General features: G+C 58.3%; 18 protein-coding genes. 13 read left to right on the forward strand and 5 right to left on the reverse strand.

Translation table 11 applies throughout. The features are described from left to right. Positions 1 to 159: 159 nt before the first annotated feature. Complete coding sequence (locus tag H8274_RS09265) at positions 160 to 1,452, forward strand: hypothetical protein (RefSeq protein WP_244924594.1); 1,293 nt, start codon at positions 160 to 162, stop codon at positions 1,450 to 1,452. A gap of 12 nt (positions 1,453 to 1,464) precedes the next feature. Here the strand turns inward: H8274_RS09265 and tgt are convergent, their stop codons facing one another. The 5 genes from tgt to H8274_RS09290 form a co-directional block, all read right to left on the reverse strand. Continuing rightward, positions 1,465 to 2,793 (reverse strand): tRNA guanosine(34) transglycosylase Tgt, encoded by a 1,329-nt coding sequence (tgt, locus tag H8274_RS09270; protein ID WP_185934511.1) that lies wholly within the window; start codon positions 2,791 to 2,793, stop codon positions 1,465 to 1,467. A gap of 134 nt (positions 2,794 to 2,927) precedes the next feature. After that, on the reverse strand, positions 2,928 to 3,629 hold the full coding sequence (locus tag H8274_RS09275) for a queuosine precursor transporter (RefSeq protein WP_185934381.1): 702 nt from the start codon (positions 3,627 to 3,629) through the stop codon (positions 2,928 to 2,930). Positions 3,630 to 4,211: 582 nt separating this feature from the next. Then, positions 4,212 to 5,051: a DUF4261 domain-containing protein gene (locus H8274_RS09280; RefSeq protein WP_185934382.1), complete on the reverse strand. Its 840-nt coding sequence runs from the start codon at positions 5,049 to 5,051 to the stop codon at positions 4,212 to 4,214. A 280-nt stretch (positions 5,052 to 5,331) separates the two neighbouring features. Beyond that, positions 5,332 to 5,673: an ImmA/IrrE family metallo-endopeptidase gene (locus H8274_RS09285; protein WP_185934383.1), complete on the reverse strand. Its 342-nt coding sequence runs from the start codon at positions 5,671 to 5,673 to the stop codon at positions 5,332 to 5,334. Positions 5,674 to 5,744: 71 nt separating this feature from the next. Beyond that, positions 5,745 to 6,188 (reverse strand): helix-turn-helix domain-containing protein, encoded by a 444-nt coding sequence (locus tag H8274_RS09290; RefSeq protein ID WP_185934384.1) that lies wholly within the window; start codon positions 6,186 to 6,188, stop codon positions 5,745 to 5,747. Positions 6,189 to 6,590: 402 nt separating this feature from the next. Here H8274_RS09290 and H8274_RS10065 point away from each other — a divergent pair, with 402 nt between their 5' ends. The 12 genes from H8274_RS10065 to H8274_RS09350 all read left to right on the forward strand — a co-directional run bounded on the left by H8274_RS10065 (position 6,591) and on the right by H8274_RS09350 (position 13,485). Beyond that, positions 6,591 to 6,770 (forward strand): helix-turn-helix domain-containing protein, encoded by a 180-nt coding sequence (locus H8274_RS10065; protein ID WP_185934385.1) that lies wholly within the window; start codon positions 6,591 to 6,593, stop codon positions 6,768 to 6,770. A 21-nt stretch (positions 6,771 to 6,791) separates the two neighbouring features. Further along, positions 6,792 to 7,292, forward strand: a complete 501-nt coding sequence (locus tag H8274_RS09300; protein WP_185934386.1) for a hypothetical protein — start codon at positions 6,792 to 6,794, stop codon at positions 7,290 to 7,292. Between the two features lie 783 nt (positions 7,293 to 8,075). Beyond that, positions 8,076 to 8,336: a hypothetical protein gene (locus H8274_RS09305; protein ID WP_185933922.1), complete on the forward strand. Its 261-nt coding sequence runs from the start codon at positions 8,076 to 8,078 to the stop codon at positions 8,334 to 8,336. 17 nt (positions 8,337 to 8,353) lie between these two features. Further along, complete coding sequence (locus H8274_RS09310) at positions 8,354 to 8,635, forward strand: hypothetical protein (protein ID WP_185933921.1); 282 nt, start codon at positions 8,354 to 8,356, stop codon at positions 8,633 to 8,635. Beyond that, the gene (locus tag H8274_RS09315) at positions 8,625 to 9,008 is read left to right on the forward strand and encodes a hypothetical protein (RefSeq protein WP_185934387.1); all 384 of its coding nucleotides are present in this window, start codon (positions 8,625 to 8,627) and stop codon (positions 9,006 to 9,008) included. Before H8274_RS09310 ends, H8274_RS09315 begins: the two co-directional genes overlap by 11 nt. Positions 9,009 to 9,014: 6 nt before the next feature. Further along, positions 9,015 to 9,350, forward strand: coding sequence for a hypothetical protein (locus H8274_RS09320; protein ID WP_185934388.1), 336 nt, complete (start codon positions 9,015 to 9,017; stop codon positions 9,348 to 9,350). Next, positions 9,343 to 9,516 (forward strand): hypothetical protein, encoded by a 174-nt coding sequence (locus tag H8274_RS09325; RefSeq protein ID WP_156181409.1) that lies wholly within the window; start codon positions 9,343 to 9,345, stop codon positions 9,514 to 9,516. The genes H8274_RS09320 and H8274_RS09325 overlap by 8 nt, the downstream gene beginning before the upstream one ends. A 3-nt stretch (positions 9,517 to 9,519) precedes the next feature. Continuing rightward, complete coding sequence (locus tag H8274_RS09330; protein WP_185934389.1) at positions 9,520 to 9,801, forward strand: hypothetical protein; 282 nt, start codon at positions 9,520 to 9,522, stop codon at positions 9,799 to 9,801. Between the two features lie 12 nt (positions 9,802 to 9,813). Then, positions 9,814 to 10,389, forward strand: coding sequence for a hypothetical protein (locus tag H8274_RS09335; RefSeq protein WP_185933917.1), 576 nt, complete (start codon positions 9,814 to 9,816; stop codon positions 10,387 to 10,389). Next, complete coding sequence (gene bet / locus H8274_RS09340; RefSeq protein WP_185933916.1) at positions 10,386 to 11,378, forward strand: phage recombination protein Bet; 993 nt, start codon at positions 10,386 to 10,388, stop codon at positions 11,376 to 11,378. Before H8274_RS09335 ends, bet begins: the two co-directional genes overlap by 4 nt. Positions 11,379 to 12,151: 773 nt before the next feature. Beyond that, complete coding sequence (locus H8274_RS09345) at positions 12,152 to 13,144, forward strand: hypothetical protein (RefSeq protein ID WP_185934390.1); 993 nt, start codon at positions 12,152 to 12,154, stop codon at positions 13,142 to 13,144. Then, positions 13,123 to 13,485 (forward strand): hypothetical protein, encoded by a 363-nt coding sequence (locus H8274_RS09350; RefSeq protein ID WP_185934391.1) that lies wholly within the window; start codon positions 13,123 to 13,125, stop codon positions 13,483 to 13,485. The genes H8274_RS09345 and H8274_RS09350 overlap by 22 nt, the downstream gene beginning before the upstream one ends. Positions 13,486 to 13,491: the final 6 nt, after the last annotated feature.

Here is a 13,491-nt window from a genome sequence, read left to right on the forward strand (position 1 = left end):
TCCCTGCCCTGCCGGCTGTACATGCCCGCCGCCCTTCCGGCTGCAGCTGCCAGACGTGCGTTCCGCCACCCGCTTTGCTCGTGCTTTAATCGCACATTGCGCACCGAACACCACAAAGCCTTTGGCCCGCGGCGGGCGCAGATCTGGAAGAATAACCCTATGTCGCTAATGAATTGGGCCCTCGATGTTGCGGCCCACCATCCAGAACTCCAAGGTGCGTTGGTAAACGCGGACGGCGAATGGCTCGATTTTCTGCTGCCCGATGGCCGTACCTTCCGTTTCCGTCCCTTCCAGATGATTCGCGAGGATGCACCGGAAGCCGAACGTAAAAAGCTTTTGGATAGGCTGATTTCAATTGGCATTTCGGGGGCGAAGCCGCCCGCTTTTGAGGAGACCTCAGTCCCGTCCCCGCACCCGGCCCAGGGTTCCGCGGAGGTGACCGCGACGTCGTCGGAAAGTGACCCCTTTGACGGTTCTACGCTCACCTTGCCGATCGTGCGTGCGGCGGATTATTTTATTCGCACACACGATGATTCGCAGGACGATTCGTTAATTTACATTCCACTCACGGATTTTGTGGGCGTAGGCCTGGCGCGCGACACGCCAGAAAACATTGTGCCCCTGTATTTTTCGGACCTGGGTTTGGATCGTTCCGCTACGGATCTCGGTGCGCATTTTGGCGAGTCGGTTAGTGCATTGCGCCAGCTCAACTACAATTTAGGCAAACGCGGTTTGGAGCTGGGGGTAACTCGCGAAGCTGGAGCTCGCGTCATGATTTTCACCGGGCCACCCAATTATGAAAGCTCGTGGTTTGCGGATTTGGACCTCATCCAGGCGGTGGCGCGCTCTTTGAGCGAAGAAAACCCGGAGACTTTCCCGCTTTTCATTCCCGCCACCCGTTCGCGGTTGCTAATTGTTATGGCAAATGATCCGTATCTGCCGAACTTATTCCGTACATTCCGGCAGACGGTCAATCAACGCGGCGTTATCTACCCGCTCCCGCACACGGTGGCGGCGGACGGCTGGGCAGAGTGGATCCCCCTCCCGGACGATCCTTCCTACCCGATCCTTTCCGAACTGCGCGGCACTTTCCGTGAACGTATCTACCGGAACCAGAAAAAGTACATGCAAAACTGGCCAAACCAGGATGGTACGCTCGCCGCTTTCTCCACTCACGAGGTGCGCGGGCGCACGATAACCACTACGCGGTGGTTGCGTTCCTACGAACACGGCTCGATCCCCGGGGATGCGGAGTATGTTTCGTTTACCGACGACGCCGCACCTGCCGGTTCGAACTCGACCGTTACTATCCGCCTGGATATTGCCCGCGATGTGTGGCCGGAAGGGATCCGGCCGGCGGAAGGCATTTGGCCGCCGCGCTACGAAATCCGGCAGTTCCCGGACGCGGCGACCATGGAAGCACTGCGCCAAGCATCAGACCGGCGGTTCTAAACGGGCGATTCGCTAGGCGCCCTTGCGGCTGCCGCGCCGGCGGGTTTGCGGCGCTACTTTGCGGCCCCACCCGCCGGCATAGAAGCGGGCCAGGGTTTCCTTTTTGAATTCTTCGTAGGTGCCGTTTTCCATTGCTTCGCGGATGCGTGCCACGAGCCGCACGGTGTACTGCTCGTTGTGGATCGTGGCTAGGGTGTTCGCCAATTGTTCTTTGGCTTTGAACAGGTGGTGGATATAAGCCCGCGAATAATTCGTGCAGGTGTAGCAGTCGCATTCCGGGGTGAGGGCCGAAAAATCGGCGCGGAATTGGGCGCGAGTGATATTGAAACGGCCGTCTTCTGAGTAAATAGCGCCATTGCGAGCCACGCGGGAAGGGTTCACGCAGTCGAAAGTATCCGCCCCAGATTCGATCGCGGCAAAGAAATCATCCGGTTCGGAAATGCCGAGCAGGTGGCGGGCGCGGTCTTCCGGTAATTCGTCGCAACACCAGGCCACGATTTCACCCAAGTTTTCTTTCTCGAGCGCGCCGCCAATTCCGAAACCGTCGAACTCTTGGCCGTCTATCCGCATGGCCGCCAAATCCCGGGAAGCCTTGCGCCGCAAATCTTCGTACTGGGCGCCCTGGATTACCCCGAAAAGCTGCTGGTAGGGTTTGCTGGCCCGTGCCTCGGTGAGCCGGCGATGTTCCCGTAGGCACCTTTCCGCCCAGCGCCGCGTGCGTTCCAAACTTTCTTCCTGATAGGCACGCGAATTGAGCAAAGTGGTGAGCTCATCGAAAGCGAACATGATATCGGCACCCAACTGGTGCTGAATCCCCATCGAAACTTCCGGGGTGAACCGATGTTTGGAACCATCCAGGTGGGAACGGAACCACACACCTTCTTCGTCCACGTTCGCAAGGCGTTCTTTATCCTTATTGCGGCCAGTTTTCGGGGCGACGCCGGAATCCGCCATGCCGGCATTCGCGCCCGCATATTCGGCAGAGAGAATCTTTTTATATCCGGAACCGAGCGAAAGCACTTGGAATCCACCCGAATCGGTATAGGTGGGCCCGTGCCAGTTCATGAAAGCGGCCAGCCCGCCTGCGGCGTCCACAATTTCCGGGCCGGGCTGCAAATACAGATGGTAGGCATTGGCAAGCACGGCCTGTGCCCCGGTAGCTTCCACCTGTTCCGGGGTAAGCGTTTTTACCGTGGCTTTAGTGCCAACCGGGATAAAAGCGGGAGTTTTGATATCCCCGTGCGGGGTGTGGATAACTCCGGTACGCCCTAAAGGTCGGCCGTTACGAGCCCCGCGCTTTACCTCCAGCCGCGACTGCACCGTAAAACCGCGATCCTGCATCGAATCCTTCCCGCTCAAATCTGGTCCCTCCCGTTCATACTTGTATGTCCTCGCGCGCATTCCTGGCTCCGGCGCGCCCAACTCTGTTTGCGCCCGCTCCGGCACGCCAAACTGCCCAACTCTTTGCTCGCCGGCTAGGCGATTCCTTCTACGCGTTTGACCCGGCCGACCACCGCGTAGGTTACCGGCAAGAGCACCACTTCCACCAGGATCTTGTAGATCCAGCCGGTAAGCGTCAGGTTCAAAATGGTAGCGAAGCTCAGGTTGCCGGCCAAGATTTCGGCGCCCCAGGCAATGAAGCAGAAAATAATTGTGTCTACGAGTTCGCCGACGATCGTGGAGGAAATGAGCCGTACCCACATCCGTTTTTCGCCGAATTTTTGTTTGATCCAAACCAGCACGTACGAATTCATGAGCTGGCCGAAGAGGAATCCGCACACGGAGGCGGCCACAAACCGCGGCACTACGCCAAGCACGGCCTCATACGCCTCCTGGTTCACGTATTCGGCAGCGGGCGGAGCGATTTGTACCAGCCAGAAACAGAAACTAGCCAGAACTTGGATACCAAAACCGAGCACGATTGTGCGGGCCGCCGCTTTGAACCCGTACACCTCAGAAAGCAAATCGCCAATTATGTAGGTGAGCGGGAAAAGGATTGCCCCGCCGTCGAACACAAGATCCAGATTCAAAGGCCCGATGTGTACGCCAATGAGTTTGGTAGCGCCGATATTCGAAATCAGGAGGAACGAAACGAAGAAAATACCAACGTAGTTATAAAGTCTCGAACCTTTGATATCGGCAAACCGCGCCTCCGGCGCGGTGGACTGCGCTTCCATGAGTTCCCTTCCCATATCAGTGCGATACGAGCAGGCAATACCTCTCCTGCCCGTACTGGAAATTCAGGTTTCGCGCGCCGCGCTCCGCTCTGTTTCGGCGGGTTCCCCCGTTTTTGGCGGATCTCGCTGTTTCGGCGAGTTTCCCCGTTTCGGCGAGTTTCGCCGTTTCGGCGAGTTTCGCCGCTTCATTTCAGCGGCTTTCGCACGCGCAGTTATTCCTGATGTCCGGCTCTGCCACCGCGCGGACCTTTCCATTTTAGAACGCACCGCCGCGAGCGCAAGTCGCGGCCTCGCCCGGTGCCTTCGGCTTCCTCTCACCTGGCACCAACTGCCGCAACTGCGGGAGCGCAGGTTACCGCACCGGGCATGAGGGCTACCGCACCGGGCATGAGGGCTACCGCACCGGGTATAAGGGCTACCGCACCGGCATATGGGCTGAGGTTGCGGGGTGTGCGGCCGGTAATAGTCACTCATCGGCTGCTAGCGCTTACCGATAGTCGCTAATACCTACTGATAGTCCGCTAGCACTTACTGACTACCAGTAGCACTTACTGGTAGTCAGTTAGCGCTTACCGATAGTCGCTAGTACTTGAGCGCGAGTACTTCCTCTTCGCCGCCCACAGCCTGGGCTTGGGAGATTTCCAGTTGCCCGGTTCCCGGAGCTTCCACGGTTTGTCCAGGCATGAGGGTAGCGCCGTCGTCGATAATGTAACCCGCAATGTTCACGAGGAGTTCGTACACGGCTTCGGCAGACTGTACGGATTGCGAGACCTGCAGGTCAAGGTGCCCGAAGAGGGGCAAGCCCACGGTTCTGCCGTACCGCAGATCGCCAGATACGACCGGAATGTAAATCCATAGTAGGTAGGGTGTGGGGCTCTCGGGGTCGAAGTTGGCGATTTCGTGCGCCGGGTAGGCGATGCCCAGTTCGCGGCGGACGATTCCGACGGCGGCCGCCTCGTTCATGAGGCTACGGGCGAGCGGCGTGTAAGCGCGGAAGAGGTTACGCATGGCGGCTCGACCTTCGAGCATGGCGGTATCGCTGAGAGTTGCCACAGCTTGTTGGCCGGCACGGGCGCGCCCCGCCGGGGTGAGCATCGTGATTTTGATGTGGAAACTGTGTTCGGGCAGGCGCGTTTCACCGGCCGGGAGCGGGCGCGAAAGCGGGGTAAGCAACACGGTGGTCCCCTCCGCTTGGTAGTGGTAAATCAGCGGACCGGTGGCAGACGCGGCCTCTTCCGGGGCGATTTCCCGCATTTCACCTTCTGCGGTGGCGGCGGAAATACCGATCTGCAGCGGCCTCCCGTCCGAATCGGCAAGACGCTGCAGAGCTGCCAAAACGTCGATCGGGGCGCTGAACAGCGCTTCCATGGTGAGGTGGTCTTGCGGGGTAGGATGAATTGCCGAAATCGGAACTTGAGCCATGGCAACCAGCGTACCGGTTTGGGGCGATTCCGGCTTAGGTGTGGTTCCGGCTTGGGCATCCTTCCGGTGCGGCGTCGCACCGGTTTGGTGTGGTACCCGTGCGGGTGGTGCCGGTGCGGCGTCTTATCACTGCCGAGGTCAAGCACGCAGCCAGGGGCGGCACCAAAAAGCCGGTCGCGCGCGAGGCGAGACCGGCTAACGCGGAGGGTGGGGGATTCGAACAAAACCGCCCAAACACGCCGGTTCGGGCGGCCCGTATCCCCGTACGTATCCCTACCAACTATGACCCGCCGCGCGTCTGGGTCAGCCACGCCCGATAAGCCTCCACGCACTCAGGCACTACCCCAAGCTCTTCCGCAATCAGGCAAATATTCGGCCCGTAAAGTTGCTCTGCTAGTGCGTATTCGGCCCCGCTGATTAGGAGCCGGGCCGCGGTGCGATCTACCAACGCCTCAACACTCGCAGGCTGTGGCCCGTCATCGCCACGCCACGCGTGCACAAGCTCATGAGCGAGCGTCCATATTTGCCAGCGGGGCGAAGTGCGAGAATCAACTACCACAAGCCCGGCCTCATGGTAGTAGTGGCCGGAAGCGCCGCTGATCGGCGCATAAACGACACACACACCGAGTTTATAAAGCTCAGCTACTAGCCGGTCTTCTGTTGCCGGTTTCAGGCTGATTGAAGGCATCACAACTACGCGCCGTCTTCGCGCTCGCGATCTGGTTGGGGCCGGTTCGCGGCTGCCCCGTACTCTTCTTGGCTTGCGGCTAACCGGGCCCGGGCTAAAGCTTCTTCCGTGTAGGTGATCGGGTCAATCCCATCGAGCGGCGAACCGGGAGCAGAATCGGCCAGTTCTTGCGGGAATCCCCAAGGGTTGCCGTGGCGGCGCATGGATTCGCGCTCAGCTTCCCGGGTGAGCTCTCCGGGCGTGCTTTGCAAGGCTTCCGCAATGGAAGCGAGCTGCGTTATGTATATGGGCCGTTTTTCCGTAAATAGCCGCGCAAGTGAAATGCGTGGAATACCGGTTTTATCTGCCAGTTCCTCGTACGTGAGGCCAACTTGCGCGCGCCGCGCGCGGAGGGCCGATGCCATGCAAGAGTTGAAGCCCTCATTATGGGCCTTGATATATGGAGACATGCTCAAACACTATCACGCGAGACATTTCCGTATCAAGCGTGAGTGAAAAACTATCCGATTGGACATTATTCGAAAACCGCGCTAGTGTATCCTCACAGACACGAAAGGTGTGGAAAATGGAACCCATCGAACTTTCCGGATACCTCGCGCGAGGCATTCGGACACTACTGAAAAGTGAGCGGTGCTCGACGCAACGAGCCTCGGAGAAAACCGGCATTCCCTACTCGACGCTTCACCGAAAACTTAGCGGGGTTGGCGATTTTCGTTATTCGGAAATCGCGGCGCTCGCGGCACTGCTCGAACTGACGCCCGCCAATCTAATCGCCGCCGCTACCGCCATTGGGCGCCCGCGGTGTGAAGCGAAAGCCGCCTAACAAGAAAGCAAGAAGAGGGTGAACCCATATGAGCACACAGACAGAAAATTTGCTTTCAGTAAAGCAAGTCGCAGAAAAAGTAGGGGTCCGTGAAGGCACGGTACGCCGTTGGCTACTCGCCGGCGACCTACAGGGCGTGAGGGCCGGCCGGCTCTGGAGAATCAGGCCCTACGACCTAGATAAATTTCTCGAATCTACGAGCAGGTAGCCCGATCGGAGCGAGCAGACAATGACCAGCGCACAACAACTCGCGCTACTCGTAGACGCTCCAGCCGAAAACCCGCAAACCGCTATCAATTCGGTAGCTCCACGGGTAGAAGACCTGGGCGAGCTCGAAAAATACGCATTCCTCTACACGGCCACCGCGGCCGGAAATAACAGCGGGGTCAGGTTCATGGCCACAGTGGAGGACGCCCGGAAGTGGTGTTCCTCTGACCTTTCGCGGGGCGTCATACACGGCACTCCCTGGGCCTACTTCTGGACCAGCGTCCCCGCATTCCTTGAATGCCATTGGGGTGAAGCCTATGGAGACCTACAACATTCAGCGACCGGAGTCCTGCGAGATGGCGCGATCTTGGATATGCGCCAAGCGGCCGATAGTGGCGAGTGGGATGAGCGGATCGCATCTACTGGATGCAGAAAAATCCCCTTTTCCGAAATGGGTAAGTTGCTGGCTCGGTTTGGGATTACTACGCGCCTGAAGGGGAAAACCTATGGGCCGGGCAAGTAAAAGAAAAAAAGGGAACCAGCACCAAAAAACAAGGTTTCTGGTACTGGTTCCACCCATAGCAATTACAAAGCAAGGATAACACATGCAAATTTTGAAACGCGATTTTGGGTATGTGCACGCCACCTACACAATCCCCATAGACGGGGTTCGGGCGGATATCCGCCGGGCCGTGCTCGCGCAATTCGCCGCCGCTATACGCGCCCGCGGCTACGTACCAAGGGGCGTGCCAAAGTACAGCACTCGCGGGACCGTGGCCGAATGTGGGGTTGCGGTCGAGAGTCAGGATTTCCGGGCTAAAACCGAAACCATCACGATCTTGCCGCTACCGGATGGTGAGGCTAAAAAGCTGGCTGAGACCCCGCCCGCGGCGCGGCTCGTACGCGTCCCTGAAAAGGCGGCTAAGGCGGCGGTATTCCCTTGCAAGGAGTGTGGGGCGGATACGCGGCCGGCCGGGGTGCCTGAGGCGGCCTACCCGGGCACCGTTCGGGCTGGTTGTCGGGGTATGTGTGGGTGGTGTTATCGGAAGTTTTTGCGGGACCGGAAGCGACCGGCCCGCCGGAAGAAAACGCCGGCAAAGAAAACGCCGGCGGTGAAGAAACCGGAACCGTCCCTAGAAACCACCACGCCCGGGGCCGGATCGCCATATTTCGCAGGGACATGCGCCCAATGTGGGGCGGTCATGCGCGCCCCCGGCATCCCTCAAGACCGGCTCCCAAATTCTCGCACCTATGGAGGTGCGGGCCAATGCAAAAACTGTGTTACTTCGGCGAAAGGAAAACACTAATGAATAAAACCAATACCCAGGATCAGCCACTCGGGGGATTCCTAGACGACCTGACGACCGCCCGGGGCGCTCTCGAAGCACTGCTCACGGCCTTCGGTCAGCAGAGAGCCGAAATCCTCGATTTCTTCGACGAAGAATACACCACTCAGTTGGAGCGGTCTTGTAGGGATGCACACCTCGATATCTGGGAAGCAATTTCCCTACTACGCAGACCCAGCAGGGTTGAGTCGGTAGCCCGCGCCTGGCTACTCGGAGACTAGGGGTAAACGCGGTGAACATGAATGAAAACAATCCTCTGGAACACCCACTAATGGGGCTGCTAGATGACTCGACGAAGACCCTGAGAGCTTTCGAAGAGCTGTGTAGGGCTTTCATCCGGCAGGGAAACAAGATAAGCGAGGCTTACGGCGAGGAATACGCCGCGCAGATGCGACTGCACTGTAGGGATGCGCTCGTCGATATTTGGATGGCGATGGGTCAGCTACGCAAGTACACCCGCATTGCGGATATGGCACGCGCACAGCTAGATACCGATGGGGGCAATTGTGATGAGCGTTGAAAAAATGGCTATTGGGTTAGCCCTGGATGCGTACGGCAGAAATATTTATTGGCTTCAGCGGGCGCAAGGCCTGGCAAAGGCTGCCAATGAATGCCTAGATGAGGCGGACATGTGCCTCACCAATATGAACGGCGTGATGAAGAAAAAGTTTACGGAAGCGGGTGAGCCGTTCTTGACCACCCAGCTAGGAGTTCGCGCTCTCACCGCTCGTAATGCGGCTTTCGAGCTTCGGGCCGGCCTGGAACGCGCGGCGCGCATCGCCTATGGGGAGGATCTGTTTTTAGCGGAGCGGGCCGCCCAACATGAACCTCTCGAGGCGGGGCGGCCAAGTTTACAGCGATTGGCAAGAAACAAGAAAAGAAGAAGGGGGTAATGCGTAATGGGTAAGAAGACTTCACCCCGCCGGCCTGACCTGACCTACCCGGCCATAGGCGGCCTAGTAGGCGGCATGGCATTCATGATCGGCGGCGCATACGCCGTAGGCGATCGATGGGAAGACCTCGGAGCGTGCCTACTCGCAGGCGTTTTAGGCATTTTGTTTTTCGGTTTTGGAATCGTGTCGGCCTACGTGATCGGCCGGAAGGACACACATCGACAGTTGCGTGAGGCTCAGCAACGCCGCCGGGCCCGGGGCCGGAAGCGGGCGGCCCGCCCGGCCCAAGAAATCAATATGACATGGCCGAAAACCACTAAGGAAGGAAACAGCGATGAGTAAATATGCTTTCACGCCACATATCGAGGATTGCCCACATATCGGGGAAATGCGGGGCTGGCTAGAACTGCAAATGCAGGAAACCGCGGCCAAGAAAATTCAGGGCCGGCGCGCGAAAACCACGCGCAAAAGGTGGCGGCCTTTCTTTACTCGCAGGCAGGCGGCATGAAAAATGAGTGACATCGTGTTTTCGCCGGGCCTGGTAAGGCTCAGATTCGCAATAAACGACCTCACCGATGATCGGAAGGCGTTGATTTATGAGGCCCGTAAAACCGCGCGGAGAATCGTGCGAGCAATGGGCTTCCTACCGAATGGTGAGAAAACAACATTTTTCGGAACCAGTCTCTATATGGACATTCGGGTGAAAAACCCTGATCACGTGCCGCCTATCGAGATTGCTGGATACGAATTTTTTGGGGAAGGAACAGAACTCCCCAAAATCGAAACTTTATAGGAGAAGAAAATAATGGCTGATCAGATCGAAATAACAAGCGTAGAACAAGCACTCGGAATTGTAGCGTTAGGGAAATTTGCGGAAAAAGCGGCCCTCACGGATGAAGCAAAAACCCTAGTAAAACGCGCCCGGATGTATTTGGAAGCGCACATGAGTCCCGGGGACCGGCGCGTAGTAGGCGACGACCTAGCTACAGTTTCCAGGCAAAAAACTTCAGAACGATATGTGATACGGGATGAAAAAGCTTTTGGCGACTGGCTAGAAGAAGAGCGAAAAGTCCCAGAAGTTTGGCAGATGCGCGTTCACAAGTCTTTTACTTCCCCTGCTTATCTAGCCTCATTGAAAACCTCGCTCGATGCCGAAGGGAATGGGGAAATCCCGCCGGGCGTCGAAATCGAAGAATCCGGCGGCTACGTCACTTCTCGCCTATCGGATAAGCAAATGAAAAATATGGAGGCCGCGGTCGAGTCAGCACGCCGGCTAAATGCGGCGTGGAGCGCGTTTAATGCGGAATTCCGGGCCATCGAAAGCGAAACCGAAAGCAATACCGAAAACGACGAAACCAGTGAAGAAGGTGAAACCAAATGAGCGAAACCGCAGGTAGTGTAGTTGAAATCAGGGAAGACCAAACCGAATTTAATACCGCTCAGATTACGGCGCTGGATTTGCAGGGAGCTTCCCGCGCCGATCTAGCGATCTTCTTCCACCAAGTTAGGCGTACAGGCCTGGACCCTTTCGCCCGGCAAATATATATGATCCCCCGCTCTACGTGGAACGCGCAAACCCGCCAGCGAGAAATGAAATATACGATTCAGACCGGGATCGACGGTTTCAGGGTGATTGCGCGGCGCGCCGCAAGCCAGGCCGGTGGTACTTATTCTTATTCTGCTACCGAGTATTGCGGGCCTAATGGGCAATGGCGAGATGTATGGCTAGATAAGGAGCCGCCGCTCGCCGCCCGCGTCACCGTATACCGGGACGGACAACCATTCCCAGCGGTGGCACTGTTGAGCGAGTATGCAGGGCGTACCGGTGATGGGCGGCTAACCACCATGTGGCGGACCAAGCCCGCGATCATGCTAGGCAAATGCGCCGAAGCACTAGCTCTACGGAAAGCGTTCCCACAGGACCTTTCCGGGCTATATACGGATGATGAGATGACGCAGGCAGATAATCCGGCCGTGCAGGACCACCAAACCGCGCCCCAACCGGCTCAGCCTACGGTACAGGTGGAAAACCCACCGGCCGCCCCCACCGCCCCGAACAGCGGCGCGGCCCCGCGTCAGACTCCCAGCGACGAAGAATACGAAGACGCCGAAATAATGCTCACCGCCACGCAGGTAGAAACCCTAGAAGCACAAGTTGAGGCGCTACGGCTCAGCTCTGGGAAAATGACCGCCGCCGTGCAATGGGCCTCCAGGCACCGTACCCGCCGCCTGGAAGAGCTAACCGAGGATGAGGCAGATCGGCTGATCGGTTTCCTTCATACGAAGGTTGAAGAGATCAACCAACAGGCACAGCAAGCGCAAGCACAGCAAGCGCAAGCGCAAGCGCAAGCGGGTGAAGGCAATGCTTAGACCGGTACCGGCGGCGTATGCGCGGCGCGATGACCCGGTGACCTCGTGGCAGGCCGCCGCATCACTCTCCGATGACGCAGTGAGCGGGTCCCGGCGGTGGGTGCTAGGCACGCTTCGTGAAAGCGGCCCTGCAACCGTAGAGCAGCTTTGCAGGGGTATTCCTCGCGAGGGCGGGTTCCCGAAATGGACAGAACAACGCATCCGGTCTGCTTGCTCAGAGCTAGAAAAATGCGGCCTGACCTTCCGGTATTCGGAAGATGGAGTTAGCCGGCGGGGCCGAAAATGCACCATATGGGCGGCTAGCGACCACCAGGAAAAGCTAACAGAAAGGAGGTGCGCATAGCGTGGCCGCCCCCGAAACAACCGATAACAATACGGCACGGCGCATAACTTTCACTGTTCCGCGGGAGTGGTGGATATCGGCCAACAGCAGGATGCACTGGGCTAACCGGGCCGCTCGGACGCGCACACTTCGAGGCTATGCCCGCCTGGAAACCAAAAGGCAAAACCTAGCACGCGTGAACCCGCCCGTGAGAGTGGTGGCGCATATCGGCTACCCAACCCGCCGAAAAGCAGACCCCGCCAACGCAAGCCCTACCGTAAAGGCCCTGATAGACGGCCTAACCGACGCCGGTGTGTGGCCTGACGACTCCTCGGAGTATCTGATCGGCCCCGATTTCCGACGAGACCCAGACCCGGCCAGGAAAGGCACCTACCAGGTACGGCTAGAAATCATCACCATAGACAAAGAGAAAGAGAGGGGGTGAGGGGAAATGCGGATAAGGACGATCAAGCCAGAGTTCTGGACCAGCGATGATATCGCGGCCCTATCTCTCGAAGCGCGGTTGCTCTATATCGGCCTCTGGAACTACGTCGATGACAACGGCGTAGGAGTAGATAAGGAACACCTCATCATCGCCTCACTGTTCCCTAAGGACTTTTACATGAGGCCTCAGGAAGTCTCAGTGAGGACTCACGGAGCACTCAGTGAGCTTGCACAACGTGGTTTGATAGTGCGCTACACGGTCGAAAATGAGCCATACCTGCAAATTCCTACATGGGATAACCATCAAAAGATCAACCGCCCATCGAAACCGAGATACCCGCAGTATGACGCCGAAACAGGAGCACTCACTGAGGACTCACTGAGTGCTCAAGAAAAATGCACTATAGGAACAGGGGAACAGGGGAACAGGGGAACAGGGGAACAGATATATATGCACACCGCGCCGCAAGCGGCGGGTGCGCCTGACTCTCAACCCGCTCTCAGCTCACTCCCGGCAGGCGATGAGCTCAGCTCATTCCCGGCACAGGATGAGCCAACACAACCGGAACCGGTTCAGGGTCAGCTTCCAGGAACCCAAACCGATCGGGCACGCGAGTACTCGGATGAGTTTGAAGAGTTCTGGGCGGCCTACCCGGTACGCAAGGGCAAAGCGCGAGCTTTCGAGGCTTTCAAAAAGGCCCGCAAAAAAGTAACCCAGCAGACCCTGGTCGAGGCGGCGGGGCGTTATGCCGATTGGGTCCAGGCCCGCGGCATAGAAAATCCGAAATGGGCGCAAGGCTGGCTAAATGACGAACGGTGGACCGACGAACTTGACACCGCGCCGGCCCGGCCGCCGTCGAGAGCGGCGCAATGGCTCGAGGCGGGCTACCAGCTCGCCGCCGAGCAGGAAGCGCAAGCCCGCGGGCCTGATCCGTGGGAAATCCCGATAGGAGAAATCGATCTGGAAGGAGCTGACCCGTGGGCGTCTCTACCGAGTTAGCGGCCACAATCCTCGCCTATGCCGCCGCCGTCGACAATCGGCAGGTGAGCCGTGAAGCAATCCTCGCGTGGGCATCGGCCCTACCCGATTGGCTCACTGCTGACCTGGCACGGGCCGCGATCGACGAACACCGGCGCACCTCGACCGAGTACCTGCAGCCGGCCCACATCGTGAGCCTGGCACGCACCTATCGCGACGAAGAACGCCGGGCCCGCGAGCGCGAGGAATTTAGGGCGGGGCGGAGGTTGATCGAGCAGGCCCCGGGGCGGCGGGGTTGCCCGCCGGAGATCAAGGCGCGAATGGAAGATTTGTTTGCTTCTTTGCAAACAGAAACAAAATAATCAATT

The sequence above is a fragment of the Actinobaculum suis genome, from assembly GCF_900618115.1.
In the GTDB taxonomy this organism is placed as follows: domain Bacteria; phylum Actinomycetota; class Actinomycetes; order Actinomycetales; family Actinomycetaceae; genus Actinobaculum; species Actinobaculum suis.

What these genes read in the sequence shown, in the direction of transcription:
- H8274_RS09315 (WP_185934387.1), top strand. Translation starts at nt 8,625, where the DNA reads ATGAGCGTTGAAAAAATGGCTATTGGGTTAGCCCTGGATGCGTACGGC.
- H8274_RS09335 (WP_185933917.1), top strand. Translation starts at nt 9,814, where the DNA reads ATGGCTGATCAGATCGAAATAACAAGCGTAGAACAAGCACTCGGAATT.
- H8274_RS10065 (WP_185934385.1), top strand. Translation starts at nt 6,591, where the DNA reads ATGAGCACACAGACAGAAAATTTGCTTTCAGTAAAGCAAGTCGCAGAA.
- H8274_RS09265 (WP_244924594.1), top strand. Translation starts at nt 160, where the DNA reads ATGTCGCTAATGAATTGGGCCCTCGATGTTGCGGCCCACCATCCAGAA.
- H8274_RS09345 (WP_185934390.1), top strand. Translation starts at nt 12,152, where the DNA reads ATGCGGATAAGGACGATCAAGCCAGAGTTCTGGACCAGCGATGATATC.
- tgt (WP_185934511.1), bottom strand. Translation starts at nt 2,793, where the DNA reads ATGCAGGATCGCGGTTTTACGGTGCAGTCGCGGCTGGAGGTAAAGCGC.
- H8274_RS09275 (WP_185934381.1), bottom strand. Translation starts at nt 3,629, where the DNA reads ATGGAAGCGCAGTCCACCGCGCCGGAGGCGCGGTTTGCCGATATCAAA.
- H8274_RS09310 (WP_185933921.1), top strand. Translation starts at nt 8,354, where the DNA reads ATGAATGAAAACAATCCTCTGGAACACCCACTAATGGGGCTGCTAGAT.
- H8274_RS09280 (WP_185934382.1), bottom strand. Translation starts at nt 5,051, where the DNA reads ATGGCTCAAGTTCCGATTTCGGCAATTCATCCTACCCCGCAAGACCAC.
- H8274_RS09330 (WP_185934389.1), top strand. Translation starts at nt 9,520, where the DNA reads ATGAGTGACATCGTGTTTTCGCCGGGCCTGGTAAGGCTCAGATTCGCA.
- H8274_RS09290 (WP_185934384.1), bottom strand. Translation starts at nt 6,188, where the DNA reads ATGTCTCCATATATCAAGGCCCATAATGAGGGCTTCAACTCTTGCATG.
- H8274_RS09300 (WP_185934386.1), top strand. Translation starts at nt 6,792, where the DNA reads ATGACCAGCGCACAACAACTCGCGCTACTCGTAGACGCTCCAGCCGAA.
- H8274_RS09320 (WP_185934388.1), top strand. Translation starts at nt 9,015, where the DNA reads ATGGGTAAGAAGACTTCACCCCGCCGGCCTGACCTGACCTACCCGGCC.
- H8274_RS09325 (WP_156181409.1), top strand. Translation starts at nt 9,343, where the DNA reads ATGAGTAAATATGCTTTCACGCCACATATCGAGGATTGCCCACATATC.
- H8274_RS09305 (WP_185933922.1), top strand. Translation starts at nt 8,076, where the DNA reads ATGAATAAAACCAATACCCAGGATCAGCCACTCGGGGGATTCCTAGAC.
- bet (WP_185933916.1), top strand. Translation starts at nt 10,386, where the DNA reads ATGAGCGAAACCGCAGGTAGTGTAGTTGAAATCAGGGAAGACCAAACC.